16 protein-coding genes and 1 pseudogene are annotated in these 26878 nt (G+C 73.9%); 5 read left to right on the forward strand and 12 right to left on the reverse strand.

Annotation, left to right across the window (positions count from 1 at the left end; genetic code table 11):
- Nucleotides 1-45 precede the first annotated feature (45 nt).
- The 5 genes from nudC to U5640_RS15160 all read right to left on the reverse strand — a co-directional run bounded on the left by nudC (nt 46) and on the right by U5640_RS15160 (nt 10309).
- Nucleotides 46-990, reverse strand: a complete 945-nt coding sequence (gene nudC / locus U5640_RS15140; protein ID WP_340376323.1) for an NAD(+) diphosphatase — start codon at nt 988-990, stop codon at nt 46-48.
- Between the two features lie 150 nt (nt 991-1140).
- On the reverse strand, nt 1141-2553 hold the full coding sequence (locus U5640_RS15145; RefSeq protein WP_340376324.1) for a dipeptidase: 1413 nt from the start codon (nt 2551-2553) through the stop codon (nt 1141-1143).
- A gap of 10 nt (nt 2554-2563) precedes the next feature.
- On the reverse strand, nt 2564-6178 hold the full coding sequence (locus U5640_RS15150; protein WP_340376325.1) for a UvrD-helicase domain-containing protein: 3615 nt from the start codon (nt 6176-6178) through the stop codon (nt 2564-2566).
- 75 nt (nt 6179-6253) lie between these two features.
- A complete protein-coding gene (locus U5640_RS15155) occupies nt 6254-9742 on the reverse strand; it encodes a UvrD-helicase domain-containing protein (protein WP_340376326.1) in 3489 nt (1162 codons plus the stop codon).
- Between the two features lie 159 nt (nt 9743-9901).
- Nucleotides 9902-10309, reverse strand: a complete 408-nt coding sequence (locus U5640_RS15160; protein WP_340376327.1) for an MGMT family protein — start codon at nt 10307-10309, stop codon at nt 9902-9904.
- A 186-nt stretch (nt 10310-10495) separates the two neighbouring features.
- Between U5640_RS15160 and U5640_RS15165 the strand changes: the two genes are divergently transcribed.
- The 3 genes from U5640_RS15165 (at nt 10496) to U5640_RS15175 (ending at nt 16613) form a co-directional block, all read left to right on the forward strand.
- Complete coding sequence (locus U5640_RS15165) at nt 10496-13237, forward strand: lysylphosphatidylglycerol synthase domain-containing protein (RefSeq protein ID WP_340376328.1); 2742 nt, start codon at nt 10496-10498, stop codon at nt 13235-13237.
- 110 nt (nt 13238-13347) lie between these two features.
- Nucleotides 13348-14892, forward strand: coding sequence for an alpha/beta hydrolase (locus U5640_RS15170; protein ID WP_340376329.1), 1545 nt, complete (start codon nt 13348-13350; stop codon nt 14890-14892).
- 161 nt (nt 14893-15053) lie between these two features.
- The gene (locus U5640_RS15175) at nt 15054-16613 is read left to right on the forward strand and encodes an alpha/beta hydrolase (RefSeq protein ID WP_340376330.1); all 1560 of its coding nucleotides are present in this window, start codon (nt 15054-15056) and stop codon (nt 16611-16613) included.
- Nucleotides 16614-16687: 74 nt separating this feature from the next.
- On the opposite strand, the gene moeZ is transcribed toward U5640_RS15175, so the two are convergent.
- From moeZ to U5640_RS15210, 7 genes and pseudogenes are all read right to left on the reverse strand, one after another.
- The gene (moeZ, locus tag U5640_RS15180; protein ID WP_340376331.1) at nt 16688-17866 is read right to left on the reverse strand and encodes an adenylyltransferase/sulfurtransferase MoeZ; all 1179 of its coding nucleotides are present in this window, start codon (nt 17864-17866) and stop codon (nt 16688-16690) included.
- Nucleotides 17867-17929: 63 nt separating this feature from the next.
- Nucleotides 17930-18687, reverse strand: a pseudogene (locus tag U5640_RS15185) (spherulation-specific family 4 protein).
- Nucleotides 18675-19637, reverse strand: a complete 963-nt coding sequence (locus tag U5640_RS15190) for an NAD-dependent epimerase/dehydratase family protein (protein ID WP_340376332.1) — start codon at nt 19635-19637, stop codon at nt 18675-18677. Before U5640_RS15190 ends, U5640_RS15185 begins: the two are co-directional and overlap by 13 nt.
- 327 nt (nt 19638-19964) lie before the next feature.
- A complete protein-coding gene (locus U5640_RS15195; protein ID WP_340376333.1) occupies nt 19965-21116 on the reverse strand; it encodes a hypothetical protein in 1152 nt (383 codons plus the stop codon).
- Nucleotides 21113-22864 (reverse strand): DUF3492 domain-containing protein, encoded by a 1752-nt coding sequence (locus tag U5640_RS15200; RefSeq protein ID WP_340376334.1) that lies wholly within the window; start codon nt 22862-22864, stop codon nt 21113-21115. The genes U5640_RS15195 and U5640_RS15200 overlap by 4 nt, the downstream gene beginning before the upstream one ends.
- Nucleotides 22865-23119: 255 nt before the next feature.
- On the reverse strand, nt 23120-24382 hold the full coding sequence (locus tag U5640_RS15205) for a DUF3152 domain-containing protein (RefSeq protein ID WP_340376335.1): 1263 nt from the start codon (nt 24380-24382) through the stop codon (nt 23120-23122).
- Nucleotides 24383-24473: 91 nt separating this feature from the next.
- Nucleotides 24474-25445 (reverse strand): alpha/beta hydrolase, encoded by a 972-nt coding sequence (locus U5640_RS15210; protein ID WP_340376336.1) that lies wholly within the window; start codon nt 25443-25445, stop codon nt 24474-24476.
- 200 nt (nt 25446-25645) lie between these two features.
- Between U5640_RS15210 and U5640_RS15215 the strand changes: the two genes are divergently transcribed.
- Nucleotides 25646-25867, forward strand: a complete 222-nt coding sequence (locus U5640_RS15215) for a hypothetical protein (protein WP_340376337.1) — start codon at nt 25646-25648, stop codon at nt 25865-25867.
- 285 nt (nt 25868-26152) lie between these two features.
- Nucleotides 26153-26794, forward strand: a complete 642-nt coding sequence (locus U5640_RS15220) for a TetR/AcrR family transcriptional regulator (RefSeq protein WP_340376338.1) — start codon at nt 26153-26155, stop codon at nt 26792-26794.
- The last annotated feature ends 84 nt before the right edge of the window (nt 26795-26878 follow it).

Consider the following 26878-nt stretch of genomic DNA (forward strand, 5'->3'; position numbering starts at 1 on the left):
AAGGGGTGGGTGTCCCGGCCGGGACACCCACCCCTTTCGCCGTGCTCAGACGAGATGGCGCGTCGGCAGTGGCTTGCCGTACCAGAGCTCGATGAGGCGGGCCGCGATGGAGATGCCGTACGGGGGCAGGACCTCGCCCGCCTCGAAGGCGGCGGTCAGCTCGTCGCGGGAGAACCAGCGGGCCTCGTGGATCTCGTCGCCGTCGACGTCGATCTCGGTGGAGGTGGCGCGGGCCATGAAGCCCAGCATCAGGCTGGACGGGAACGGCCAGGGCTGGCTGGCGATGTAGTCGACGGGGCCGACGCTGATCCCGGCCTCCTCGAACACCTCGCGGCGCACCGCCTGCTCGATGGACTCACCGGGTTCGACGAAGCCGGCCAGCGTCGAGAAGCGGCCCTCGGGCCAGTGGACCTGGCGGCCGAGGAGGATGCGGTCGTCCTCGTCGGTGACGGCCATGATCACCGCGGGGTCGGTGCGCGGGTAGTGCTCGGCACCGCAGGCGGGGCAGCGGCGGATGTGACCGGCCGCCGCGATGACCGTGCGCTCGCCGCAGCGGGAGCAGAAGCGATGGGTGCGCTGCCAGTTCTCCAGGCCGACGGCGTGCACCATCAGACCCACGTCCCGGGGCGACAGCAGCAGCCCCGCCTCCCGCAGTCCGGCCGGCCGGGCCGACTGGTCGATCCGGCCGGGCAGGGCGTCCTTCTGGAGGGCGAAGTAGCTGACGCCGCCGTCGTCGGTACCCAGGAAGTAGCGGTGCGCCTCGGTGAGCGGGGCCTCGAAGGAGGGCGTCATGACCAGCTCGGTCCGGCCGTCCGGCGTCTCGTCTATGAGGACCTGACCGCCGGAGACGACGAAACAGCGCGTCGTGGGGTGGCTCCACGCGGCGGCGAGCCAGGCCTCGTCGAGCCGGTGGTGGGCGGCCCGGTCGATGCCGCTGGGCGCGGTGAGCGAGATGGGCCTGTCGGCGTTCTGGTCGGTCCAGGTGGTCACGGGTGCTTCCAACTCCCCCGGTGGAACGGTTGATTCGGCGGGCGGTTCAACGGAACGTGCGGGTGGGGGCGACCGGGTCCGGTGCGGCGCCGCGATGCGGCCTTTCCCGTGTGCGCCGCGCGCAAACCCGCTCCGGGCCGGGCGGGGCCGTCAGGGCGCACGGCGCCAGTTCTCTGCCAGGTCGCCCCAGAGGTACGCGGTGGTCTCGACGCCCTTGAGGAGGAGGTCCAGCTCGACCTTCTCGTTCGGCGCGTGCCAGCCGTCCGAGGGGACGGAGATCCCGAGGAACAGCACCGGGGCGCCGAGGACCTCCTGGAGGTCGGCGGCGGGGCCGGAGCCGCCCTCGCGGGTGAAGCGGACGGGGCCTTCGAAGGCGCGGCCCATGGCGCGGACCACGGACCGCAGGGCGGGGTGGTCGAGCGGGGTGAGGCACGGGCGCGTGGCGGGACTGAAGGTGATCTCGTGGCGGATCCCGGCGGGAATCCGCTCGTCGGCCCAGGCGCGGACGGCCTTCTCGATCCGGTCGGGTTCCTGGCCCGCGACCAGCCGGAAGGACAGCTTCACGAAGGCGGAGGACGGGACGATCGTCTTGCTGCCGGGGCCCTGGTAGCCGCCGCCGATGCCGTTGACCTCGGCGGTCGGGCGGGCCCAGACGCGCTCCAGGGTGGTGTGCCCGGCCTCGCCGTGGGCGGCGTGCGACTTGGCGGTACGCAGCCACCGCTCCTCGTCGAAGGGCAGCTCGGCGAAGAGTTCGCGTTCGCGGTCGGTGAGCTCGACGATGCCGTCGTAGAAGCCGGGGACGGCCACGCGTGCGTGCTCGTCGTGCAGGGCGGCGACGAGGCGGGCGGCCTCGGTGGCCGGGTTGGGGACGGCGCCGCCGAAGGAACCGGAGTGGATGTCCTGGTCGGGGCCGAAGAGGTGGATCTCGCACTCGGCGAGGCCGCGCATGCCCGTGCAGACCGTGGGGGTGTCCGCGGACCACATGCCGGTGTCGGAGACGATCACGGCGTCCGCGGCGAGCCGCACGGCGTGTGCCTCGACGAGGTCGCGGAAGTTCGGGGAGCTGGACTCCTCCTCGCCCTCGATCAGGAGCTTGAGGTGGACGGCCGGCGCGGTGCGGCCGGTGGCGGCGAGGTGGGCGCGCACGCCGAGGGTGTGGAAGAACACCTGGCCCTTGTCGTCGGCGGCCCCGCGCGCGTGGAGGCGGTTGCCGCGGACAACCGGCTCGAAGGGGTCGCTGTCCCAGCCGTCCTCGCGGGCGGCGGGCTGCACGTCGTGGTGGCCGTAGACCAGGACGGTGGGGGCCTCGGGGTCGTCCGAGGGCCACTCGGCGAAGACGGCGGGGGCGCCGGGCGTCGGCCAGACCTCGACCGTCGGGAAGCCGGTCTCCGTCAGCTTCGCGGCGAGCCAGTCCGCGCTGCGTCGTACGTCGGCGGCGTGGTCGGGCTGCGCGGACACCGACGGGATGCGCAGCCACTCGGCGAGGTCGTCGAGGAAAGCGGCGCGGTGCTGCTCGATGTACGTGCGGACGGCGCTGACGGCACTGTCAACGGGATGGCTCATGGTCACGAGCCTATCGGCCCGCGCCGACATCCTCGTCGGGCGGTTGCGCACGGTTTTCCCGCCCTTGGGGTGACTCGTGATCGTCCGCGAGGGCTTCCTCACCTCTCAACAGGCGCTCCAGGGCGGCGCGATCGGGCAGGTCGCGGGGCCGTACGACCTCGCCGGTGCGGACGTAGAGGAACACCGCTGTGACGGATTCCACGGGCACCCCCTGCTGCTCGGCCCAGGCGAGCCGGTACAGGGCGAGCTGGAGGGGGTCGGCGGTGCGGGCGCGGTGGGTCTTCCAGTCGACGATCTCGTACGTCGTCGTATCGCCGTCCTGCTGCCGGTAGACGGCGTCGATACGGCCCCGTACGACGCGGCCGGCCAGGGCGAGCTGGAAGGGGGCCTCGACGCGGTAGGGGGTGCGCCGGGCGTACTCGGTGCGCTCGAAGGCCTCCTTGAGGTCCTCGAGGTCGCGTTCGTCGGCGATCTCGGCGTCGGCGCCGGGCAGCTCGTCGGGTTCCAGGAAGGGAAGCGTCAACGCCTCGAAGCGGGCCTCCACCCATGCGTGGAACCGGGTGCCACGCCGCGCGGCCGGTTGCGGGGGGCGCGGCATGGGGCGGGCGAGCTCCTGCGCGAGACCGTCCGGGTCCTCGGCCAGGCGCAGCACCTGCGAGGCGGTGAGCGTCGTCGGAAGGGGTACGTCCGTGACGCTCCGGCGGGCGCGCAGCAGCTCACCTGCCAGCGCGTCGAGGTCGCGGTCCCAGGAGGCGACCGCGCGGGCTTCCTCGGGCGTGAGGGAACTCCGCCGGGGCCGCGCGGCAGGAGGTTCGGGGGCGGTGGCCTGGTGAGGGACGGCGGGGCGGGGCGGGGAGTCGTGGGTGCCGTGGGTGCCGTGGGCGTCTTGGGTGCCGTGGGTGCCGTGGGTGCCTTCGTCGAACGGGTCTGGCTCGCCCTCGAAGCCCTCGTCCTCGAAGTCCGCGAAGGGATCCGTGTCCGCGAAGGGGTCCGCCTCGAACGGATCGGTCTCGAACGGATCGGTCTCGTCGTGGGGCGGCTCGGCCTCGTCGGGGGGCGGGGGCCAGTCAGGGGCGTCGTGGGCGTCCGGGTCGTGCGCGGCGGCGGGGCGTGCGTCGGCCTGGGCGGCGAGGTCGTCGAGGTGGGCGAGGACGGTGTCGGCGGCGGCGCGGCGGCGGGCGAGTGCGTCGGCGTCCAGGGGGAGCGGCCAGGCCAGGTCGGCCGTGGCGCGGTGCAGGGCGGGGTTCTCCGCGTCCTCCTCCGGCTCGTCGGCCCAGGCCTCGATCTCGCCGTACCCGGCGGCGCAGTGGTCGTACAGGGTCCGCAGGAAGTCGGAGGGGCCGCGGCGCTTCTTCTGGGTGGGGCCCCACCAGTGGCCGGAGCCCAGGAGGAGGGAGCGGGGGCGGGTGAAGGTGACGTAACCGAGGCGGAGCTCCTCGGTGTGCTGGTGGTCCTTCATGGCCTCGTGGAAGGCCTTCATGCCCCGGGAGTCCCAGGAGGCGATGTCGGGGAGGGTGTCGGCGTCGCCGCGCAGGGCGTGCGGCAGCACCTTGGCCTGGGCGGTCCACTTCTCGCGGCCCTGGCCGCTGGGGAAGGTGCCGGTGACCAGTCCGGGGACGGCCACGACGTCCCATTCGAGGCCCTTGGACCTGTGGGCGGTGAGCACCTTGACGGTGTTCTCGCCGCCGGGGAGGGCGTTGTCGAGGCCCTTCTCGTACTGGGCGGCGGTGCGCAGGAAGCCGAGGAACGCGAGCAGGCTCGCCTCGCTCTCGCCGGCGGCGAAGGAGGCGGCGACGTCGAGGAAGTTCGACAGGGTCTCGCGGCGGCGGGCGGCCAGCGCGTGCGGGGAGGCCGACAGTTCGACCTCGAGGCCGGTGACGGCGAGCACGCGGTGCAGCACGTCCATCAGCGGGTCGGCGAGGGAGCGTCGCAGGTCGCGCAGTTCGGCGGCGAGGCGGGCGAAGCGCACGCGCGCGTCCGGCGAGAACGGGAGCCGGTCGTCCCGACCGCCCTCGAGGGGTGTCTCCAGGAAGGTGTCGAGGGCGTCCGCGAGGGAGATCACCTCGGACGGGTCGACGCCTTCGACGGCCTCGGCGAGGCGGCGGTCCGGGTCGTCGCCGTCGTCCCCGTGCGTGTGGGCGACGAGCAGCCGGGCCCGGCGGCCGAGGAGGGCGAGGTCGCGCGGGCCGATGCGCCAGCGCGGGCCGGTGAGCAGCCGGACCAGGGAGGCGTTGGCGCCGGGGTCCTGGAGGACCTCGCAGACGGCGACCAGGTCGGCGACCTCGGGCAGGTGCAGCAGTCCGGAGAGACCGACGACCTCGACGGGCACGTCCCGGGCGACGAGGGCGCCCTGGATCTCCGCGAAGTCGGTGGCCGTACGGCACAGGACGGCGATCTCGCCCGGAGCCGTGCCGGTGCGGACCAGGTGGGCGACGGAGTCGGCGATCCAGTCGATCTCCTCGGCGTGGGTGGCGAGGAGCGCGCAGCGGACCAGGCCGTCGCGTTCGGCGCCGGGGGCCGGGCGCAGGGCCTCCACGCCCGCGTGCATGGCGCGCAGGGGGGCGGCGAGGCCGTTGGCGAGGTCGAGGAGGCGGCCGCCGCTGCGGCGGTTCTCGCCGAGTGCCTGGCGGGTGGCGGGGCGGCCGTCGGCGTGGGCGAAGTGGTCGGGGAAGTCGTCGAGGTTGGCGACGGAGGCGCCGCGCCAGCCGTAGATGGCCTGGCAGGGGTCGCCGACGGCCGTCACCGGGTGTCCGGTGCCGCCGCCGAACAGTCCGGCCAGGAGGATGCGCTGGGCGACGGAGGTGTCCTGGTATTCGTCGAGGAGGACCACGCGGAACTCGTCCCGCACGATCCGGCCCACCTCGGGGACCTGGGCGAGCCGGGCCGCGAGGGCGATCTGGTCGCCGAAGTCCAGCAGGTCGCGGTGGCGTTTGGCGGCGCGGTAGCGGAGCACCAGGCCGGCCAGCTCGCGCCGGGCGGCTGCGGCCTCGGGCACCTTGCGCAGATCGGCGTTGCTGAGCCTGGTGCCCTCCAGGGTGTCCAGCAGTTCGGCGTCCCAGGTGCGGAGCTCGTCGGGGGCGACGAGGTGTTCGGCCAGCTCGGAGTCGAGGGCGAGGAGGTCGCTGACCAGGTCGGCGAAGGAGCGGGTGAGCGACGGGTAGGGGCCGGGGGCCTCGCGCAGGACGCGCGCGGCGAGCTGGTAGCGGGTGGCGTCGGCGAGGAGGCGGGAGGTCGGCTCCAGACCGATGCGCAGTCCGTGGTCGGTCAGCAGCCGGCCCGCGAAGGCGTGGTACGTGGAGATCACCGGCTCGCCCGGCGGGTGGTCGGGGTCGATGACGTCGGGGTCGGTGACGCCCGCCCTGACCAGGGCCTTGCGGACCCGTTCGGCGAGTTCGCCGGCCGCCTTGTTGGTGAAGGTCAGGCCGAGGACCTGTTCGGGGGCGACCTGGCCGGTGCCGACCAGCCAGACCACGCGGGCGGCCATCACCGTCGTCTTGCCCGACCCGGCTCCGGCCACGATCACCTGCGGGGCGGGCGGCGCGGTGATGCAGGCCGTCTGCTCCGGGGTGAAGGGGATCCCGAGGAGCTCCTTGAGCTGCTCGGGATCGCTGATGCGGGCGGGCATGAAAAAAGGCTAACGGCGGGCACCGACAATCGATGACCACGCACGGGCCGCACCCCCGCGGGGCCCGCGGTCCGCTCACTCCACCACGTGCCGCCCCTCCGGCCGCGCGCTGCACGAGGCCCGGAACGCGCAGTGGGCACAGTGCTGGCCGGCGCTCGGGGTGAACCGTTCGTCGAGGACCTTGCCGGCCGCCGTGGCGAGCAGCTCGCCGACCCACTCCCCCTCCGGGCCCTCCAGTGTCTCCTGGGCCTGCACCTTGGGCAGGGCGTCGCCGCCGTCGCGCTGGGCGGCGCCCTGGCGCAGCTGGACGAGTTCGGCGCCGCCGGGCGTGGGGCGTACGCCGTCGAAGGCCTCGTCGACGGCGCCCTCCCGGACAGCGAGCTGGTAGACGGCGAGCTGAGGGTGCCGCTCCACCTCGCGCGCGGTCGGGGCCTGCTTGCCCGTCTTGAAGTCGACGACATAGGCGCGGCCCTCGCCGTCCGCCTCCACGCGGTCCATCTGGCCGCGGATGCGCACCTCGTAGTCGCCCGCTTCGAGGGTGACGTCGAAGTCGTGCTCGCTGGCGACGGGCGTGCGCCCCGCGCGGTCGCCCACGTGCCACTGGAGGAAGCGTTCGAGGGCCACGCGCGCGTTGCCCTTCTCCTGCTCCGACTTCCAGGGCGCGTCGAAGGCGAGCGCGTTCCACACGGAGTCGAGGCGCTCCATCAGGACGTCGAGGTCGGCGGGGGTGTGTCCGGAGGCGACCTCGTCGGCGAGGACGTGCACGACGTTGCCGAAGCCCTGGGCGGCGGTGGCGGGCGCGTCGGCCTTCACCTCGCGCCCCAGGAACCACTGGAGGGCGCAGGTGTTGGCGAGCTGGTCGAGGGCGCTGCCGGAGAGCACGACGGGCTGGTCCCGGTCGCGCAGCGGCACCCTGCTCTCGGTCGGCTCGAACATGCCCCACCAGCGGTAGGGGTGCGCCGAGGGCACCAGCGGGCGGCCGTCCTCGTCGGCGAGCGCGGCCAGGCGCGCGAGGCGGCGGGCGGCGGCCTCGCGGAGGGCGGCGGAGGCGCGGGGGTCGACCGTCGTGGCACGCAGTTCGGCGACGAGCGCGGCGACGGACAGGGGGCGGCGGGGGCGGCCGGTGACGTCCCGGGGTTCCACGCCGAGTTCGGTGAGGAAGCGGGAGGGCTGGTCGCCGTCGTCGGCGGGGGCCTTCACGGCGGTGACGACGAGCCGGTCACGCGCGCGCGTGGCGGCGACGTAGAACAGTCGCCGTTCCTCGGCGAGCAGCGCGCCCGGGGTGAGCGGCTCGGCGAGTCCGTCCCGGCCGATGCGGTCGGCCTCCAGGAGGGAGCCGCGGCGGCGCAGGTCCGGCCACAGGCCCTCCTGGACGCCGGCGACGACGACCAGGCGCCACTCCAGGCCCTTGGCGCGGTGGGCGGTCATCAGCCGGACGGCGTCGGGGCGCACCGCTCGGCGGGTGAGGGTGTCGGCGGCTATGTCCTCGGCCTCGATCTCGGCGAGGAAGTTCAGGGCGCCGCGGCCGCCGGTGCGTTCCTCCGCGCGTGCGGCGGTGGCGAACAGCGCGCACACGGCGTCCAGGTCGCGGTCGGCGTTGCGTCCGGCGGCGCCGCCGCGACGGGCGGACCGTTCCAGACGGGTGGGCCAGGGTGTGCCCTCCCAGAGGTCCCACAGCGCCTCCTCGGCCGTGCCGCCGCGGGCGAGGCGCTCGCGGGCCGTGGCGAGGAGCGCGCCGAGGCGCTGGGCACCGCGCGCGTACACCGGGTCGTGGGTGACCAGGCGTTCCGGTTCGGCGAGGGCGCGGGTGAGCAGCTCGTCGGAGGGCGGCGGCAGCGGGTTGCCCGCGGCGCGCTCCTCCTCGCGCAGGGCGCGTCCCAGGCGGCGCAGGTCGGCGGCGTCCATGCCGGCGAGGGGGGACGCGAGGAGGGTGAGGGCGGTCTCGGTGTCGAGCCAGCAGGGGTCGCTCTCCCGAGCGCCGCCGGTGCCATCCGCGCCGCCGACGCTCTCTGTGCCGGCCGTGCCGGCCGCCCTGTCGGTGCCGGCCGCGCTGTCGGTGCCGGCCGCGCTGTCGGTGCCGGCCGCGCTGTCGGTGCCGGCCGCGCTGTCGGTGCCGGCCGCGCCATCGGTGCCGTCGACGGCACCGACGGGGTCCTCCCCGCCCCGGGCGACCTCCGCGGTCGCCACCGCCCGCAGGGCCGTCAGCAGAGGGGCCACCGCGGGTTCGTGCCGGAGGGGGAGGTCGTCGCCGTCGATGTCGAGGGGGACACCGGCCGCCGTGAGGGCGCGGCGGACCGTGGGGATCGTGCGGGAGCCGGCGCGGACCAGGACGGCCATCTCGCCCCAGGGGACGCCGTCCTCCAGATGGGCGCGGCGCAGGATGTCGGCGACGTTGTCCAGCTCGGTGCCGGGGGTCGGGTACGTGTAGACCTCGACGCGGCCGCCCTCGCGCGCGGGGACGAGTTCGCGGTGGGCGCGGACCTTCTCCGCCGGGAGGCGGGTCAGGGGCATGCGCCCGGTCAGCAGCCGGGTGGCGGCGAGCAGCGCGGCGCCGGACCGGCGGGAGGTGCGCAGCACCTCGACGGGGGCCGGGCGGCCGTCGGAGCGGGGGAAGGCGGCCGGGAAGTCCAGGATGCCGTTCACGTCGGCGCCCCGGAAGGTGTAGATCGACTGGTCGGGGTCGCCGAGGGCGACGAGGGTGCGGCCGCCGCCGGCGAGGGCGTGCAGCAGCCGTACCTGGGCGGGGTCGGTGTCCTGGTACTCGTCGACGTACACGGCGTCGTACTGCGCGGCCAGTCGCACGGCGGTGTCGGGGCGGTGGGCGAGGAGGACCGCGCGGTGGACGAGTTCGGCGTAGTCGATGACGCCGTGCAGGTCGAGGACGTCGAGGTACTCGGCGAGGAACGCGGCGGCGGCCCGCCAGTCGGGGCGGCCGATGCGGGCGGCGAAGGCGTCCAGGGCGTCGGGGCCGAGGCCGAGTTCCCGGCTGCGGGCGAGCACCGCGCGGACCTCGTCGGCGAACCCGCGCGTGGTCAGGCAGGCACGCAGTTCGTCCGGCCAGCGCACGTGCGCGAGGCCGAGCCGCTGGAGGTCGAGCTGTCCGGCGAGCAGCTCGCGGACGGCCACGTCCTGCTCGGGGCCGGACAGCAGCCGCAGCGGCTCCGCGAACAGCTCGCCGTCCTGGTGGGCGCGGACCAGGGCGTAGCAGTAGGAGTGGAAGGTGGTCGCCTGGGGCGCGCGGGCGGCGCCCATGCGCTGCGCCATCCGGTCGCGCAGCTCCACGGCCGCCTTGCGGCTGAAGGTCAGCACCAGCACGCGCGCGGGGTCGCCGCCGCGGGCGATGCGGGCGGCCACGGACTCCACGAGGGTGGTGGTCTTGCCGGTGCCGGGGCCGGCGAGGACGAGCAGCGGCCCGGTGACGTGGTCAACCACGGAGCGCTGTGCGGCGTCCAGACGAGGGGGGGCGGTCCGGGCGGGCGGAGTTCGGACGAGCCGGTAAGCGCCACGGTTCCCCTGTCGCCCCTGGGGGTGCGACAGGCGCCTGGTGGAGGAAGAGGAGCTCACGTGGTTCGCCGGTCCTGGTGGGTGTGCTGGGTGGTCGAGGGCCGCATTCTCCGCCCCGCGCCCCTCGAACGTACGCCATGCCACCGACGTGCCCGGTTTTCCTGTTTTCCCCCGTACGGGCCACAGGGTCCCCTCGGGCGGGTCGGATGGCGGAAGCTGTCAGGTGTGACCGTCCGCGTGTTCGCCGCCGTCCCAGCGCGCCCGCCGCATGTCGAGGCGCGGCAGATGGCCCTCGGCGGCCCTGCTCGCCTCCTTCAGCGGCGTGCCCTCGTCGCGGTAGTGGCCGAGTGCCCGCAGCTCGTGGCCGGGCAGCAGCGCCCCGTCCGCACGCACCACACGCCACCACGGCACGGCGCCGCCGTACAGGGCCATCACCCGGCCGACCTGCCGGGGACCGCCCTCCTCGAGCCACTCGGCGACATCCCCGTACGTCATGACCCGCCCGGGCGGGATCAGCTCGGCGACCCCGAGGACCCGCTCGGCGTACTCCGGCAGTGCGTCGGGGTACCCGGGGCGGGTGTCGGGGTCCGCCGGGCAGGCGGCGTCCGGGATGCTCTGCTCGCTCATCCGCCCCATCCTGCCGCACTCCACCGACAGGACGGCCGCTGCGTGACCCTGCGTGGCCCTCGCCCCCGGGCGGAGCGTGGGGCAGACTGTCCGCCCCCGCATTTGCACCCTGATGCCCCCGTGTGTCGGTGGAGCATGCCACCATCGTGCGGGCGGTGACCGGTGATACGAGATCAAGAAGAGACGATGAAGCAGCAGGGTGTGCATCCCGAGGACGCGGAGGGCACCTCTGACGCTGCGTCGCGCCCGGACGGTCCCGAGGATCCGGTGAGCCCCGAAACCCCCGAGGAGGGGGGCGCCCCGCAGGAGCCGCTCGACGCGTCGTCGAACGACGTGCACAGCGACGAGGTCGAGGGCGACGAACCGCTGCTCCCCGCGCGCGTGCACCGCCCCTCCGACCTCATGCGTCTGCTGGTGGGCGTGCTGGCCGTCATCGTGCTGCTGGGCATCGCCGCCTTCGCACACGGAACGACCTCGGGCCTCGAACAGGACATCAACAAGGGCACCGGTCAGGCGCCCGACCTGCTCATCAAGATCGCGGGACTGGCGTCCAGCATCGCGATCCTGCTGGTGCCGGTGGCCTTCGCCATCGAGCGGCTGATCAAACGGGACGGGCTGCGCATCGCCGACGGCGTGCTCGCCGCCGTCCTCGCGCACGGTGTGACACTCGCCACCGACCTCTGGGTCGCCAAGGCGGCCCCCGACTCGATCCAGGAGGCGCTCACCCAGCCCTCCCCCGGTGACATCCACGCCCTGACGGACCCGGTGCACGGCTATCTCGCACCCGTCATCGCCTATATGACGGCCGTCGGCATGTCACGCCGGCCGCGCTGGCGCGCGGTGCTGTGGATGGTGCTGCTCCTCGACGCGTTCTCGATGCTGGTCACCGGTTACACCACGCCGTTCTCGATCATCCTGACGGTGCTGATCGGCTGGACCGTCGCCTACGGCACGCTGTACGCGGTCGGCTCGCCCAACGTGCGGCCCACGGGACGGACGCTGATGGCGGGCCTGCGGCACGTGGGCTTCCATCCCGTGAGTGCGGCCCGTGAGGAGGCGCCGGACGCCTCCGAGACCGGCGACCGCGGCCGGCGCTACTTCGTCACCCTGGAGGACGGCCCGCCGCTGGACGTCACCGTGGTCGACCGTGAGCAGCAGGCACAGGGGTTCTTCTACCGCGCGTGGCGCAACCTGACCCTGCGTGGCTTCGCCACCCGCAGCAGCCTGCAGTCGCTGCGCCAGGCGCTGGAGCAGGAGGCGCTGCTCGCCTACGCGGCGATCGCGGCGGGCGCCAACGCCCCCAAGCTGATCGCCACCTCCGAGCTCGGCCCCGACGCCGTGATGCTGGTCTACGAGCACACCGGCGGGCGCACGCTGGACTCGCTGGCGGACGAGGAGATCACCGACGACCTGCTGCGCGACACCTGGCACCAGGTGCGCGCCCTGCAGTCCCGGCGGATCGCACACCGCCGGCTGGTGGGGGACGCCGTCCTGGTGGATCGTTCCGGCACGGTGATCCTCACCGATCTGCGCGTCGGCGAGATCGCGGCCGGTGATCTGCTGCTCCGCATGGACATCTCCCAGCTGCTCGTGACGCTGGGGTTGCGCGTGGGCGCGGAGCGGGCGGTCTCCTCGGCGGTGGGCGTGCTCGGCCCGGACGCGGTGGCGGACTGTCTGCCGATGCTCCAGCCCATCGCCCTCAGCCGCTCCACGCGCGCGACGCTGCGCCGGCTCGCCCGGGAGCGGGCGCAGCGCGAGCGCGAGGCGGTCCTGGAGGCGTCCCGGCAGGCCAAGCAGGCCCGGCTGGACGCGGGGCACGAGCCGGGACCGGTCTCCGAGAAGGACGAGAAGAAGGCCGTACGGGCACAGGCGCGTGCCGAGAAGCGGGCCATCGACGAGGCACTGGAGGAGGCGCGCGAGGAGGATCTGCTGACCCAGATCCGGCATCAGGTGCTGCGGATCCGGCCCCAGGCCCCGGTCGAGCCGGCCCGGCTGGAGCGGGTACGGCCGCGCACCCTGATGAGCCTCATCGCCGGTGCGATCGGCGCGTACTTCCTGCTGACGCAGCTCACGCACATCGAGTTCGGTCCGCTCGTCGCCAACGCCCAGTGGGGCTGGGTCGCGGCGGCCGTGCTGTTCTCGGCGCTGAGCTATGTCGCCGCCGCGATGGCCCTGCTGGGGTTCGTGCCGGAGCGGGTGCCGTTCCCGCGAACGGTCGCCGCGCAGGTGGCGGGGTCGTTCGTGAAGATCGTGGCCCCGGCCGCGGTCGGCGGGGTCGCGCTCAACACGCGGTTCCTGCAGCGTTCGGGGGTGCGCCCGGGTCTCGCGGTGGCGAGTGTCGGCGCGTCGCAGTTGTTCGGGCTCGGCTGCCACATCCTGATGCTGCTGTCGTTCGGCTATCTGACGGGTACCGAGAAGACCCCGTCGCTGTCGCCGTCCCGCACGGTCATCGCGGGTCTGCTGACGGTGGCGGTGCTGGTGCTGGTGGTGACGTCGGTGCCGTTCCTGCGGAAATTCGTCGTCACGCGCGTGAGGTCGCTGTTCGCGGGTGTGGTGCCGCGGATGCTGGACGTGCTGCAGCGGCCGCAGAAGCTGGTCACCGGCATCGGCGGCATGCTGCTGCTGACGTTCTGCTTCGTGATGTGCCTGGACGCCTCGATCCGCGCGTTCGGCACCGAATCGTCCTCCATCAGCATCGCCAGCGTCGCGGTCGTCTTCCTCGCCGGCAACGCGCTGGGCTCCGCCGCTCCGACGCCGGGCGGTGTGGGAGCGGTCGAGGCGACGCTGACGGTCGGTCTGATCGCGGTGGGACTGCCCAAGGAGGTGGCCGCCCCCGCGGTGCTGCTCTTCCGGCTGCTGACGCTGTGGCTCCCGGTACTGCCGGGCTGGCTGGCCTTCAACCAGCTGAGCCGCAAGGGCGCGCTCTGAGCCCCTCGGGACACCGACCGTCCAGGACCGGCGTGCGTCCGAGCGGTACGGCGTAGCTCGTACGGCCGCTGCCCCGCGCGCGGGGGCGGGCCCGAGCCCACGATGGGACCATGCCGAACCCCGCCCGTCTGCGCGCCGCCGCCCTGACCGCGACCGCTCTGCTGCTGACCTCCGCGCTGGCGGGCTGCGGCGAGGACGCCGGGGACGAGGACCTGACGGCGCAGAAGCTCCACTGGGAGGACTGCCCGGCCCCGTCCGCCTCCGAGGGCGGCGGCACCGCCCCGTCCCCGCTGCCGGACGGCGACCACTGGCAGTGCGCCACGATGAAGGCGCCCCGGGACTGGGCCGACCCCGAAGGCGACACCGTCAAGATCGCGCTGATCCGGGCCGAGGCGAGCGGGGACCCGGCCCGGCGGATCGGGTCGCTGGTGTTCAACTTCGGCGGGCCCGGCGGCTCGGGCGTCAGCACCCTGCCGGCGTTCGGCGAGGACTACACGACCCTGCGCACCCGCTACGACCTGGTGAGCTTCGACCCGCGCGGGGTCGGCCGCAGCGCGGGGGTGAAGTGCGAGAACGACCAGCAGCTCGACGCGTACTTCCAGCAGGACATGACCCCCGACGACGCCGCCGAGCGCGCCGCGCTGCTCGACAACACCGAGGCGTTCAACGCGGCCTGCCGCAAGCACTCCGGGAGGATGCTTCCGCATGTCCGCACCACCGACGCGGCCCGTGACATGGACCTGATGCGCCAGATCCTCGGCGACACGAAGCTGCACTACTTCGGCATCTCCTACGGCACCGAACTCGGCGGCGTGTACGCCCATCTGTTCCCGAAGAACGTGGGGCGGGCGGTGTTCGACGCGGTCGTGGACCCCACGCAGACGTCGGAGCAGGGGGCCCTCGGCCAGGCCAGGGGCTTCCAGCTCGCGCTCGACAACTTCGCCGAGGACTGCACGTCCCGGGCCGGGGGCTGCCCGGTCGGCGACACCCCGCAGGACGTGCGGGACCGGATCGCCGCCCTGCTGAGACGTCTCGAGGCCAGACCGATCCCCGGCGTCTTCCCCCGCGTCCTGACCCAGAGCGCCGCCACCAACGGCATCGCGCAGTCGCTGTACTCCAAGGACTTCTGGGAGTACCTGACCGAGGGCCTGGAGCAGGCCTACGACGGGGACGGCAGGATCCTGATGCTGCTGTCCGACTCCATGAACGGCCGCAGCGCCAACGGCGAGTACAGCAACATCGCCGCCGCGAACACCGCCATCAACTGCTCCGACGACCGGCCCCGCTACTCCGCCGAGCAGGTCGAGGCGAAGGTGCCGCAGTTCCGCGCCGCCTCACCCCTGTTCGGGGACTTCCTGGCCTGGTCCATGGTGGGCTGCACCGGCTGGGCCGTGCCGGGCGCCGCCGACCACCCGGACGTCCATGCGCCCGGCTCGGCGCCCATCCTCGTCGTGGGCAACACCGGCGACCCTGCGACCCCGTACGAGGGGGCGCGCAGGATGGCGACGGCGCTGGGCAAGGGCGTCGGCGTGGAGCTGACCTACCGGGGGCAGGGGCACGGCGCCTACGGCAGCAAGAACAGGTGTGTGCAGGCGGCCGTGGACGGCTATCTGCTGGAGGGCAAGGTGCCGACCGTCGGCACCGTCTGCTCCTGACCGCCCCCGCGCAGCGCACTCCCCGCACCCCTCCCACTTCCCTGGAAACCGCTGGTCACAGCGTTATCCACAGGCTCCGACGGGTGGGCCGCCCGCGGCCTACCATGGCCTGACAGCCGTCCCGCCACCCGGCGCGGACGGTCAGCAAGGGGGTAGGGCACATGGCGCGATTCCTACGGTGGACGGCTCTGGGAGCCGCCGCGGCGCTGCTCGCGGCGGGCTGCGCCGGCGGCTCCTCGGGCGGCGGGGAGGACGGCAAGCGGCCGTCGGCCGACGCACGGCCGTCCGTGGGTTCATCGGGTACGGCGCCGACGGCCCTGCCGGCATCGCTCACCGGGCAGCAGTTGGACTGGGGGCGCTGCCGGGCTCGCGCGGACACGGCCGCTCCGGGCAGCGAGTGGCAGTGCGCCACCATGAAGGTGCCCCTGGACTGGTCGAAGCCGAGCGGAAAGACCATCGGTCTCGCGCTGATCCGCGCCAGGTCCCGGGGCAGCGGCAGCGGGCGGATCGGCTCGCTGCTGTTCAACTTCGGCGGCCCCGGCGGCTCGGGCGTGGCCACCCTGCCGTCCTACGGCTCCACCTTCTCCGCACTCCGCGAGCGGTACGACCTGGTCAGCTGGGACCCGCGCGGGGTGGGCGGGAGCGAGGGCATCCGCTGCCGCCGCGACAAGGACATCCAGGCCGCCGAGTCCCTCGACAGCACCCCGGACACCGCGACCGAGGAAGAGGCGTACCTCCAGGACGCCGCGGCCTTCGGCCGGGGCTGCGCGAAGGCCGCGGGCGATCTGCTGGCCCATGTGTCGACCACCGACACCGCCCGTGACATGGATCTGATGCGCCAGGTTCTCGGCGACGCGAAGACGCACTACTTCGGCATCTCCTACGGCACCGAACTCGGCGGCGTGTACGCCCATCTGTTCCCCGAGAAGGTGGGGCGGCTGGTCCTCGACGCGGTCGTCGACCCGACCGCCGACGCGGTGGGCCATGCCGAGAACCAGGCGAGGGGGTTCCAGCGGGCGCTGGACGACTATCTGAAGTCGACGGGCCAGGACCCCGAGCAGGGCACCGCGAAGATCGCGGACCTCCTGGAGCGGCTCGACGGCGATCCACTGCCGACGTCCGGGGGCCGGCGGCTGAACCAGGCCCTCGCCGTCACCGGGATCGTCCTGCCGCTGTACGGCGAGCAGAGCTGGCCGGCCCTGACCAGCGCCCTGGAATCGGCGGAGCAGGGTGACGGCACCGAGCTGCTCGCCCTCGCGGACGCGTACAACGAGCGGGACTCCTCGGGGAACTACGGCACGGCGTCCCATGCGCAACGGGCCATATCGTGCTTGGACGACAAGCAGCGGCCGACCGCCGAGGAGGCGAGGAAGCGGCTGCCGGAGTTCGAGAGGATCTCGCCCGTCTTCGGGGACTTCCTGGGCTGGGACACGGCCGGCTGGTGTCACGACTGGCCGGTGGCCGGGCAGTACGACACCCCGGAGGTGAGCGCGCCGGGCGCGGCGCCCCTGCTGCTGGTCGGCAACACCGGGGACCCCGCGACACCGTACGAGGGTGCCCGGAAGATGGCGGACGAACTCGGCGAGGGCGTCGGGGTGCTGCTCACCTGGAAGGGCGAGGGGCACGTGGCGTACGGCAGCGGGAGCGACTGCGTGGACGCGACGGTGAACGCCTATCTGCTCAAGGGCACGGTGCCGCAGGACGGCAAGGTCTGCTCATGACGACGGAGGGGGCCCCGGGCACTCGTGGCACCCGGAGCCCCCTCCGATCGAAGCAGTCGCGCCTGCCGACGGGGTCAGTAGACCGGCTTGCTCGGTTCGATCTGGTTGACCCAGCCGATGACACCGCCACCGACGTGGACGGCGTCCGCGAAGCCCGCGGACTTCAGGACGGCCAGGACTTCCGCACTGCGGACACCCGTCTTGCAGTGCAAGACGATCTTCTTGTCCTGCGGCAGCCCCTCCAGGGCGGTGCCCAGGAGGAACTCGTTCTTCGGGATCAGCCTGGCGCCCGGGATGGAGACGATCTCGTACTCGTTCGGCTCGCGGACGTCGATGATCTCGATGTTCTCGCCGTCGTCGATCCACTCCTTGAGCTGCTTGGGAGTGATCGTCGAGCCGGCGGCCGCCTGCTGGGCCTCCTCGGAGACGACGCCGCAGAAGGCCTCGTAGTCGATGAGCTCGGTGACGGTCGGGTTCTCGCCGCAGACAGCGCAGTTCGGGTCCTTGCGGACCTTGACCTGGCGGTACTGCATCTCCAGGGCGTCGTAGATCATCAGTCGGCCGACCAGGGGCTCACCGGTGCCGGTGAGGACCTTGATGGCCTCGGTGACCTGGATGGAGCCGATGGACGCGCACAGCACGCCCAGGACGCCGCCCTCGGCGCAGGAGGGGACCATGCCCGGCGGCGGGGGCTCCGGGTACAGGCAGCGGTAGCAGGGGCCGTGCTCGGACCAGAACACCGAGGCCTGACCGTCGAAGCGGTAGATGGAGCCCCAGACGTACGGCTTGTTCAGCAGCACGCACGCGTCGTTGACCAGGTAGCGGGTCGCGAAGTTGTCCGTGCCGTCGACGATCAGGTCGTACTGGCTGAAGATGTCCATCACGTTCTCGGCCTCGAGCCGTTCCTCGTGAAGGATCACGTTCACGTACGGGTTGATGCCGAGGACCGAGTCACGCGCGGACTCGGCCTTGGAGCGGCCGATGTCGGCCTGGCTGTGGATGATCTGGCGCTGCAGGTTCGACTCGTCGACCTCGTCGAACTCCACGATGCCGAGCGTGCCCACACCCGCCGCGGCCAGGTACATCAGCGCCGGCGAGCCCAGGCCGCCGGCGCCCACGCAGAGCACCTTGGCGTTCTTCAGCCGCTTCTGCCCGTCCATCCCGACGTCGGGGATGATCAGGTGGCGGGAGTACCGGCGAACCTCGTCTACGGTGAGCTCAGCGGCTGGCTCGACCAGGGGTGGCAGCGACACGGGGACTCCGTTGGTCGGTCGATCACTACAGTTGTTCTCCCCGTAACACTGCCACGGCCTTCTTCATTCCGAGACACCCGTTCCGATCCGCGAGACGATTTCGTCCCAGTAGCCGGGCATGGTCTCCCAGGGGTCGTCCAGTCCGCCCCGGTCACCCCGATCCGTGAACCAGATCGTGGCCGCGCCCTGCCAGCGGGCGATGCGCAGGGCCTCGTCGAGATGGCCGCGGGGCACGCCGTGCACCAAGTGGCAGAACCGCTCGGGCGGATGGTCGGCGGTCCACTCGGCCACCTGCGACCAGCGGTAGTCGCTCCAGGAGCCGTGGAAGGTGACCAGTTGGTCGGCGTGCTCGGCGTAGCCGGGGTGCGGGTGGGTGCCGTGGCCGAGGACGATGTGGGGTGTGTCACGCAGAGCGCGCAGGGCGTCGACCGTGCGGCGGACCGCGGGGAGCTCGGCGCGTCCGGCCGGGCAGCGGTCCAGGAGGAAGCCGTCGACCTGGTACCAGTCGAGGTGCCGTCGCGCGTCGGAGAGCACCTCGGCGAAGGCGCGCTCGCCGTGGTCGAGGTCGAGGTGGCCGAGGACGCGGACGCCCGCGTTGCGCAGCCCGCCCACGGCCTGGAGGCAGTGCGGGTCGGGGCGGACGCCCGGGCCCTCGGCGACGTTCAGGTCGACCCAGTGCAGGGCCGCGCCCGCGCGGATGAGCGAGCCCCACTCGGCCGGCGCGAGCAGGGGGGGGCCGTGCCGGGCACACCGAGCCCCGTGCGCAGGTCGGTGGTCCCGGTGCCTGCGGCCCCCGTCGGCGTGCCGGTCAGATACGACATGCCGCCTCCATCCAGATATCGGCGAGGGACTCCTCCAGATTGATCCGGGGGCGCCAGCCGAGCCGGTCGCGGGCGGTGCGCACATCGGCCTGCTGCCAGCTGCCGCAGCCGTCGGGGTACGGGTACGCGACCGGGATCGCGTGGTCGGAGTCGGCGCGGGGGTGTCCGATGGCCGGCCGCAGATGGGCGCCGGGCGGCCCGTCGAGTTCGTGGAGGGCGCCGCCGTACCCGGCCACGCGCGCGAGGATCGAGGCGGCGTCGCGCAGCCGGACGGCGCGCCCGGAGCCGATGTTGATGACGCCCTGGGCGGCGGACAGGGACGCCGCGTGCACGGCGCGGGCGACGTCGCGGACGTCGACGAAGTCGCGCTGGGCGCCGAGTCCGCCGAGTTTGAGTTCGCCGTCGCCGGACTGCATGGCCCGGCGCATGGCCTCAGCGAGGCGCCCGAGGGGTGATCCCGCCGGGGTGCCGGGGCCGGCCGGGGAGAACACCCGGAGCACGACGGCGTCCAGGCCGGAACCGAGGACGAGTTCGGTGGCGGCGAGTTTGCTGACGCCGTACGGGCCGCCGGGGCGGGGGACGGCGTCCTCGGCGGTGGAGGAGCCCGGCTGGCTCGGGCCGTACTCGGCGCCGCAGCCGACCTGCACCAGCCGGGCGCCGCAGCCGCTGCGGCGCAGGGCCTCGCAGACGGTGGCGACGGCGACGGTGTTGTGCCGGGTGAGTTCGCGGGCGCCGCCGCGGGTGGCGCCGGCGCAGTTGACGACGACCTGGGGGTGGACCGCGTCGAGGAAGCGGGTGAGCGCGCCGGGGCTGCCGGACGCGAGGTCGAAGCGGACGTCGGCGTCGTCGCCGCGGCCGAGCGCGGTGAGCTGGACGGCCGGGTCGGCGAGCAGGCGGTCGGCGACGAAGCGGCCGAGGTAGCCGTTGGCTCCGGTGAGCAGGACCCTCATCGTGCGGCTCCCTCGGTGTGCGCTGCGCCTGCCGGGGCCGCGTGGGCCTTGCTCGCTCCGGGTGTCGCGGCTGCTCCTGTCGCCGTGCGGGCTCCTGCGACCGCGGGTGTCCCGGTGGCTCCGGTCGCTCCGGATCGGGAGGTGGTCATCTGTTCTCTCCTTCGAGGGTGTTGCGGTTGCCTGCGGCTGGATGGAGGAGCGCGTGCGTCGTGCGGTCGGCGCACGGTGGGGGTGGCGCTGCGCGCGGTGGTCGGGGGCCGGCGGTCGGCCGCGGCGGCCCGCCTCGGCGGTCCGGTGTCCGGGCCGGGGTGCGGGAGGCGGGGCCGGTCAGCACCGGTGGGCCGTTCGCGCGTGGGCGGAGGCCCGGCTCAGGGCGCGGACGGCGTGGACGAGCAGGGACAGGGCGGCGGCCGCGCAGAGCAGGGCCGGAACGCTCGCCGGCCCCCAGGCGGTGACGAGGGTGTCGACCGGGACGGCGAGAGCGCCGCAGCCGGGCAGGCGGCCCGCGAGGACCGTGGCCGGGGCGAGGGCCGTGGCGGTGCCCGTGACGGCGAGGACGACCGCGGGGACGTGGGGGAAGCCGTGCGCCGTGAGGAGGCGGGCGAGGAAGAGGAGGGCGCCCAGGGTGAGTACGGGGGCGTACGGGGGCGGCTCGTCCAGGGCCGCGGCGCACAGGGCGGTCAGCGCGCCGAGGGCGCCCAGGAACAGGGTGAACACACCCAGCAGCAGCGGCTGTACGGACGCGCTGAACTCCTCCAGACCGCGGCTGGCGTCGAGTCGGCGGCGGGCGCCGGCGGTGAGGAGGTGGGCGCACCAGGCGGCGGGGGCGCAGGCCAGGGTGAGGGTGAGCAGGGGCACGGCGGCGAAGGGCCATGGGCCGTCCGGTGCGCCGGTGGGCGGTCCGTCGGGGCCCCCTGCCACGGCGGCGCTCAGCAGACCCTCGCCCAGGGCGGCGTGGGCGAGGAGCCAGCCGGTCCAGACGGCGGTCCGGCGCCGGCCGGGGCGGGTGCCGCGGCGGGGGCCGAGCGGGCCCTTGGCGAGGACCTGGCGCAGGACGAGGGTGACGGCGAGGACTCCGGCGACGGCCACGAGGAGGCGCGGCCGCCCGTCGGTGAACCGCAGCCCGGTCAGCGCCGCCGCGCACAGGGCGCCCGGCAGCAGGGTGAGCAGGGTGCGGTCCGGGCGGCGGCGCGGCAGGGCCGTGGGTGCGGGGGGCGGCGGTGGGTCGTCGCCGCGCGGGACACGGGCGTACATCTCCTCGGCCAGGGAGAAGACGTCCCGGTGCCGGAAGCGGGCAGCGGTGCGGTCGGTGACGCCGTGCGCCTCCAGGCCCGCCGCGATCTCCAGCGGGTCGACGGCGCGTTCGCACAGGTCCCGGTGACGGTGCATCAGCGCCTTCACGGGGTCCCCGGCACCGCGGCGGGGCGCGGCGGGGGTCTGCGGGTCACCGGGTCGGTCGAGTTCGTCCAGGCCGCTCATCGCGCCCCCTCGGCGAGGGGGGCCGCGGTGGCCGAGGTGCCCTGCGGGGGTGGCCCACCGCGCGCCGAGGCCCCCCGCACGGGCGGCCCCGCCGTCCAGCCAGGGCCGCGGCGGGCCGTGACCCGGGCGCCCAGGCCGGTCCAGCGGCCGGGCAGTCGGGCCTCGGCGGGGACGGCGAACGGACGGGGGTCGCCGGCCTCGCCGAGGACGGCCCCGAGGGCCGGGCACTGGGAGACGATCTCCAGGTAGATGCCGTGGTAGGCCTCGACGTTCTGCTCGACGGTGAAGAGTTCCAGCGCGCGGGCGCGGGCGGCCGCGCCCAGGCGTGCACGGCGCTCGGGATCGCGCAGCAAGGCCGCGCACGCCTGCGCGAGGGCCCGCGGGTTGCGCGGCGGGACGACGAGCCCGGTGCCGCCGATGACCTCGACGACGGCGCCGACGTCGGTGGACACGGTCGCCCGGCCGCAGAACATCGCCTCCACGAGCCCCAGCGGGAAGCCCTCGACGACGCTGGACAGGACGACCACGGCACCGGCCGCGTAGGTCTCGGCGAGGGTGGGGGCCTCCGGACCGCCGAGCTCCTCGAAGGACACGGGGTTGTCGCCGACGGCGTGCGGGCCCTCGGCCTCGTCGGGGAAGAGCTGGGCGGCCAGCACCCGGCAGTGCCCCAGGTAGGCCCTGCCCTCGGGCCCGGCGGGTGTGCCGACGATCCGCAGGCGGGCCCTCGGCTGTTCGGTACGGACCTGGGCGAAGGCGTGCAGCAGGGAGACCAGGTCCTTCGTCGGTTCCACGCGGCCGACCCAGACCAGGGTGTGCGGGTCGGCGTTGTCCGGGGCGTCGCCCACGTCCGCGAAGGGCGTGTCGTCCATCCCCGGGTGGATGGTGCGCACCTTGGCGCGATCGGCGCCGCAGTGCTCCTGCCAGCGGCGGGCGTGCGCGTTGCCGGGGGCGAGGCGGGCCGCCTGCCGGTAGGTCTCGGCGGCGAGCAGGCCGTGGAAGGCGGCGAGCAGGGCGCGGACCGCGGGGCTCGTTGCGGAGGCGGGCGCGCCGGGCGCCCCCGAGCTCAGGTAGTGCGTCCGCAGGCGCACGCCGTGCTCCGTCACGAGCAGCGGTACGTCGTGGAAGTGGCGGGCCAGGAGCCCGGGCAGGGCGGCGGGACCGCCGGAGGCGGCGTGGCACAGGTCCACCGAGGCGAGGGTGCCCTCGTGCGGGCCGCCGGACCCGTACCAGTCGAGCGAGAGGGGGCGCAGGGCACGTTCGAGTTGGCCGGTGACGGTCAGCAGCTCGGGTACGCGCGCCTCGCGCGCCGTGCGCACCGCGCCGGGAGCACGGCAGGCGCGCTCCAGGGCGCGGACGGCGCCTTCCGAGCGGAGCGCTCCCACGAGCCCGCGCTGGTCCCGGGCAAGTTCGGCCAGGCCGTAGAGCGCGCTGGCGAAACGGTCCGCCTGGGCGGGTGAGCCGTCGCAGAGGGCGGTCACGAGGTCGCCGTAGCACTCGGTGAAGCGCCGGCGTGCGCGCCGTCCGTACGCGACCCCGTCCTCCTCGGCCTTCCACAGCGGTGCCGTCCGCACCCGCCTGACCTGCGGCGGGAGGGTGAGGCAACCCGATCGCTCCCGGTGCGGTCCGTCGCTGAGCGCGTAGATGTCGAACTCGTGCTGCCCGAGCCCGCGCACGAGCCGGTCGCACCAGAGTCCGGCGTCACCGCCCACATACGGATAACCACCCTCCGTCAGCAGTCCGATGCGCACGCACGCACCCCCGATCTCCCCTCCGGGGAGCCGCCGTTGACCCGGCGGCTCACAGCGGGAAGAACGTATGCGGACAAGGCGGTGGCGCGACGGACGGTTGTCCATCGCGCCACCAAAAGGGGTGAACGGTCGTAACTTTCCCGTGCGGGTCGCGTTCGGTCGCGCTAAGAGTTCACTCGGATGCGAAACGTCACGGTGCGTTCAGCCGGCCGGCTCCGCCTCCCCGCGCCCCGCGCGCCCGCGCTGAACCGCCTGTCAACCCTTGGGATACACCCAGGGGTTGGGGAGACAGTGGATGCCGTTGTGGTCCAGGAACTTCGTCTGCTGCTGCATGACGGGGGCGAGCTCGCCGTCCTTGCTGCAGTTCTCGTGGTGGTACCCGAGTCGGTGGCCGACTTCATGGTTGATCAACATCTGCCGGTACGCATGGATGGCGTCACCGTACGTACGTGATCCCTGGGCCCATCTGTACGCATTGATCATGACGCGTTCGGTGGCGGCCGAGTCGCAGGAGACGTTGTCCTCGGTGGTGTCCAGACCCGACTTGTCGCACCAGAACGCGGTGGTGCCGGGGCTGGCGAGGGTGATGACGAAGTCCGGCTTTCCGGAGGAGACCCGCTCGAAGGTGCGCGCGTTGCCGTGCGCCCAGCTGCGGTCGTCGTTGAGGGTCTTCTGTACGGCCTGCGCGAACAACTCGCCGTCGAGACCGAGCCCCTGCTCCACGTCCACCCGGTAGCTGAACTTCTGCCCCTTGCCCGGCGCCCTGTCGACGCCGGGGATCGCGTCGAACTTCCCGGAGCCCTTGAGCTTCGCGTCCAGCGGGTACTTGGTCGCCATCTTCTGGTCGTAGGTCAGCGGCACCACGGCAGGCGCGGAGGGGGATACGGACGGGCTCGGCGCACCGGACTCCAGTGCCCCGCCCGCGGCCCTCCCGGCGGCCGTCTGCGACCGGACGCGGTTGGCGTCGCGCCCGTCGGTCACCTGCCCGGCCACCACGACGGCCAGCACGGTCGTGACCGCGGCGGCGGCGATCCCGGTGAAGGTCCGCCCCTTGGCGCCCCCGCCGTCCGCGGGTACGCCGGCGGGCGGCGCGTCGCCGTCCGCCCCGGAGCCGGGAGCGCCACCGTAGAGGCCGCCCCCGCGCAGTTCACCCGCCCCGGCGCCGGACGCCTGAGTGCCCCACGCGCGCGTGGGCGTGAACGGCCGTCCCGGGCGCGTGAAGACGTCGTCGCCCTCGCCGCGGTCGAAGGCGTCGAGGTACTCCTGGCGGGGACCGGGTCGCGGACCCTGCGGCGGCACCGGACGCTGACGCGGTATCACCGGCTGCCCGGGGGAACCCGCCTGGCGCCCTCTCAGGTCGCCCCAGCCGCCGCCCGCCTCCCGCTGCTCGGGGTGCCCCCCGCGGACCTGCGGGACACCGCGCGCGGGGGTGCCGTCGGGATGGCGGGGAACCCCGTGCGACGGCGTGCCGTCGGGGAGCAGCACCGGGGTGCCGTCGGGGTGCCGCCCCGACGCCACCGGGCCGGGGGCTCCCGAGGAGGCACGGGAGGAGTCCTTGGGTGCGCTCTTGGGCGCAGGTCCACGCCGACTGTGGCGTCCCACGTGAGTCTCAGCCCCCCGGTTTCGCGTCGGCGGTCTCGGCGAGCAGCTCGCGGAAGGCGGTGGCCACCGTCTCCGGGTACTCCATCATCGCCACGTGCCCGGCGTCCGGGAGGGTGAGCAGCCGGGAGTCGCGGAAGGCGCGGGCGGCGCGCTGGGCCATACGGAAGCCGACGAGCTGGTCGCGGCCGCCGTAGATCAGCAGGGTGGGGGCGAGAACGCGCTCGGCCTGCCGCCACAGCCCGTGCTGGCCGCCCAGGGTGTAGGCGCTGAGCAGCCCGCGCGTGGAGCGGGTCATGGCGTCCCAGAAGTAGGGCAGTTGCAGCCGCCGGTCGAGTTCCTCCACGGCGTGCCGGAAGGCCTCCGGGGAGACGCGGCCGGGATCGCCGTAGCACAGCGCGAGGACGCCTCTGACGCGCTGCTCGGCCGTCCAGTCGCGGGTGAGCCGGCTGAAGAGCGCGGTCACCCCGGGCAGGCCGGCGAGCCCGGTCGGGAGGGCGGTGCGCTGCACGCGCAGCTCGGGCAGGGCCGGCGAGACCAGGGTCAGGGTGCGGACCAGGTCGGGGCGCACCGCGGCGACGCGCGTGGACACCGCGCCGCCGAGGGAGTTGCCGAAGAGGTGCACGGGACCGCGGGCGGAGGCGTCGAGGTAGCGGATCACGGCACGCGCGTGTGCGGTGATCGAGTAGTTGCCGTCGTCCGGGGGCGGGGAGTCGCCGAAGCCGGGCAGGTCGACGGCCTCGCTCGCCACGGCCCCGTCGAGCCCGGCCATCAGCGCGGACCAGTTCTGCGAGGAACCGCCGAGGCCGTGGACGAACAGAGCGGGTTCGAGCCCCTCGCGCGCGGGGGGCCGGGACCGGACGGTCAGGGTGACGCCCGGCAGACCGACGGACCGCAGCCGCTCGCCCTCCGCGACCCTGACGGAGGCCGTCTTCGGCAGCACGCTGGTGGGCGGCACGGACGGCAGCTCGGTCGAAGACATGCGGGCAATGTTACGAGACGATCACGTGCGGCCATGTGTGTTCGGCGTCACAAGAGGGGCGCGGGGCGGGTGTCGGTACCGGCGCGATTCGGGGGCACATCGCATAGCGTCCGAAACGGGTGTCTCCTAGGCTCGTACCGAGGGCACCCGTTTGTGGCCCCCGCGTGTTCACGGGGGCGTCCGTTGGAAGGGAGCCCACCATGGCGATTGACCCCACCGACCCCGAGACGTTCGCGGAAGAGGACGACGACTTCGGGGAGATCGACGTCGAGGCACCGGAGAACGCGGCCGCCGAGGAGTACGCAGACGCCTCCCCGGGGCGCGACGAGCCGCTGGAGGGTGTGGACCCCGCGCGGGCGAACGAGGCGGATCTCGTCGAACAGGCGCGCGTCGTCTCCCTGGACGAGGACGACTACCGCTGACGCGCCACTGACCACTGACCACTGACGCGCCACCGACGCGCCACCGACCGCCGACGTGTCACCACCGCTCACGTGACCACCGCCGACGTCACGGCGTCCACGACGGCCTCCCGAACAGGAGCGAGAGAGGATTCTGCCCGGACTGCACCATTTCAAAACCTTCTGTACCGCTTTTGCGATCGTCCGGTCCGTGAAATTCTGCGCTCGCACCGCGCGCCACACGGTTACCGAAAAGTACGATGGCGGCGCGGCGCTCACCGCATGAGGACGACTTTGGGAGGCGGCGTGACAGCCATCGAGCAGACAGAGGCGGCACGCCCGCGAGGTACGCGCCTTCCGCGCCGTGCCCGACGGAATCAGCTGCTGGGCGCCGCCCAGGAGGTCTTCGTGGCGCAGGGCTACCACGCGGCCGCCATGGACGACATCGCCGAGCGGGCGGGCGTCAGCAAGCCGGTGCTGTACCAGCACTTCCCGGGCAAGCTCGACCTCTACCTCGCCCTGCTGGACCAGCACTGCGAGTCGCTGATCAAGGCGGTGCGGGGCGCGCTCGCGTCGACCACCGACAACAAGCATCGCGTCCGCGCCACGATGGACGCCTATTTCGCGTACGTCGAGGACGACGGCGGGGCCTTCCGCCTGGTCTTCGAGTCGGACCTGACGAACGAGCCCGCCGTGCGCGAGCGCGTCGACAAGGTCACCAACGAGTGCGCCGAGGCGATCTGCGACGTCATCGCGGAGGACACGGGCCTCTCCCGCCCCGAGTCGATGCTGCTGGCCTCCGGTCTGGGCGGGCTGGCCCAGGTCGTCGCCCGGTCCTGGCTGCACAGCGACCGCAGCGTCCCGCGCGACCAGGCGGTGCAGCTCCTGGCCTCGCTGGCGTGGCGCGGCATCGCCGGCTTCCCGCTGCACGGCACCGATCAGCACTGACCCACGGCGCGCCTCGTCCGTTTGTTCCCGCCCGCTGTTCGCTCCTGGCGTGGACGGCCGCGCCGTGTACGTCCCCTCACCGGG

Origin of the sequence: Streptomyces sp. SS7, from assembly GCF_037993025.1 — a bacterium.
Classification (GTDB): Bacteria; Actinomycetota; Actinomycetes; order Streptomycetales; family Streptomycetaceae; genus Streptomyces.

Excerpts from the sequence above, each read along its gene's own strand:
- U5640_RS15145 (WP_340376324.1), bottom strand. The coding sequence starts at position 2,553 with ATGAGCCATCCCGTTGACAGTGCCGTCAGCGCCGTCCGCACGTACATC.
- U5640_RS15150 (WP_340376325.1), bottom strand. The coding sequence starts at position 6,178 with ATGCCCGCCCGCATCAGCGATCCCGAGCAGCTCAAGGAGCTCCTCGGG.
- U5640_RS15160 (WP_340376327.1), bottom strand. The coding sequence starts at position 10,309 with ATGAGCGAGCAGAGCATCCCGGACGCCGCCTGCCCGGCGGACCCCGAC.
- U5640_RS15165 (WP_340376328.1), top strand. The coding sequence starts at position 10,496 with ATGAAGCAGCAGGGTGTGCATCCCGAGGACGCGGAGGGCACCTCTGAC.
- U5640_RS15170 (WP_340376329.1), top strand. The coding sequence starts at position 13,348 with ATGCCGAACCCCGCCCGTCTGCGCGCCGCCGCCCTGACCGCGACCGCT.
- U5640_RS15175 (WP_340376330.1), top strand. The coding sequence starts at position 15,054 with ATGGCGCGATTCCTACGGTGGACGGCTCTGGGAGCCGCCGCGGCGCTG.
- U5640_RS15190 (WP_340376332.1), bottom strand. The coding sequence starts at position 19,637 with ATGAGGGTCCTGCTCACCGGAGCCAACGGCTACCTCGGCCGCTTCGTC.
- U5640_RS15195 (WP_340376333.1), bottom strand. The coding sequence starts at position 21,116 with ATGAGCGGCCTGGACGAACTCGACCGACCCGGTGACCCGCAGACCCCC.
- U5640_RS15210 (WP_340376336.1), bottom strand. The coding sequence starts at position 25,445 with ATGTCTTCGACCGAGCTGCCGTCCGTGCCGCCCACCAGCGTGCTGCCG.
- U5640_RS15215 (WP_340376337.1), top strand. The coding sequence starts at position 25,646 with ATGGCGATTGACCCCACCGACCCCGAGACGTTCGCGGAAGAGGACGAC.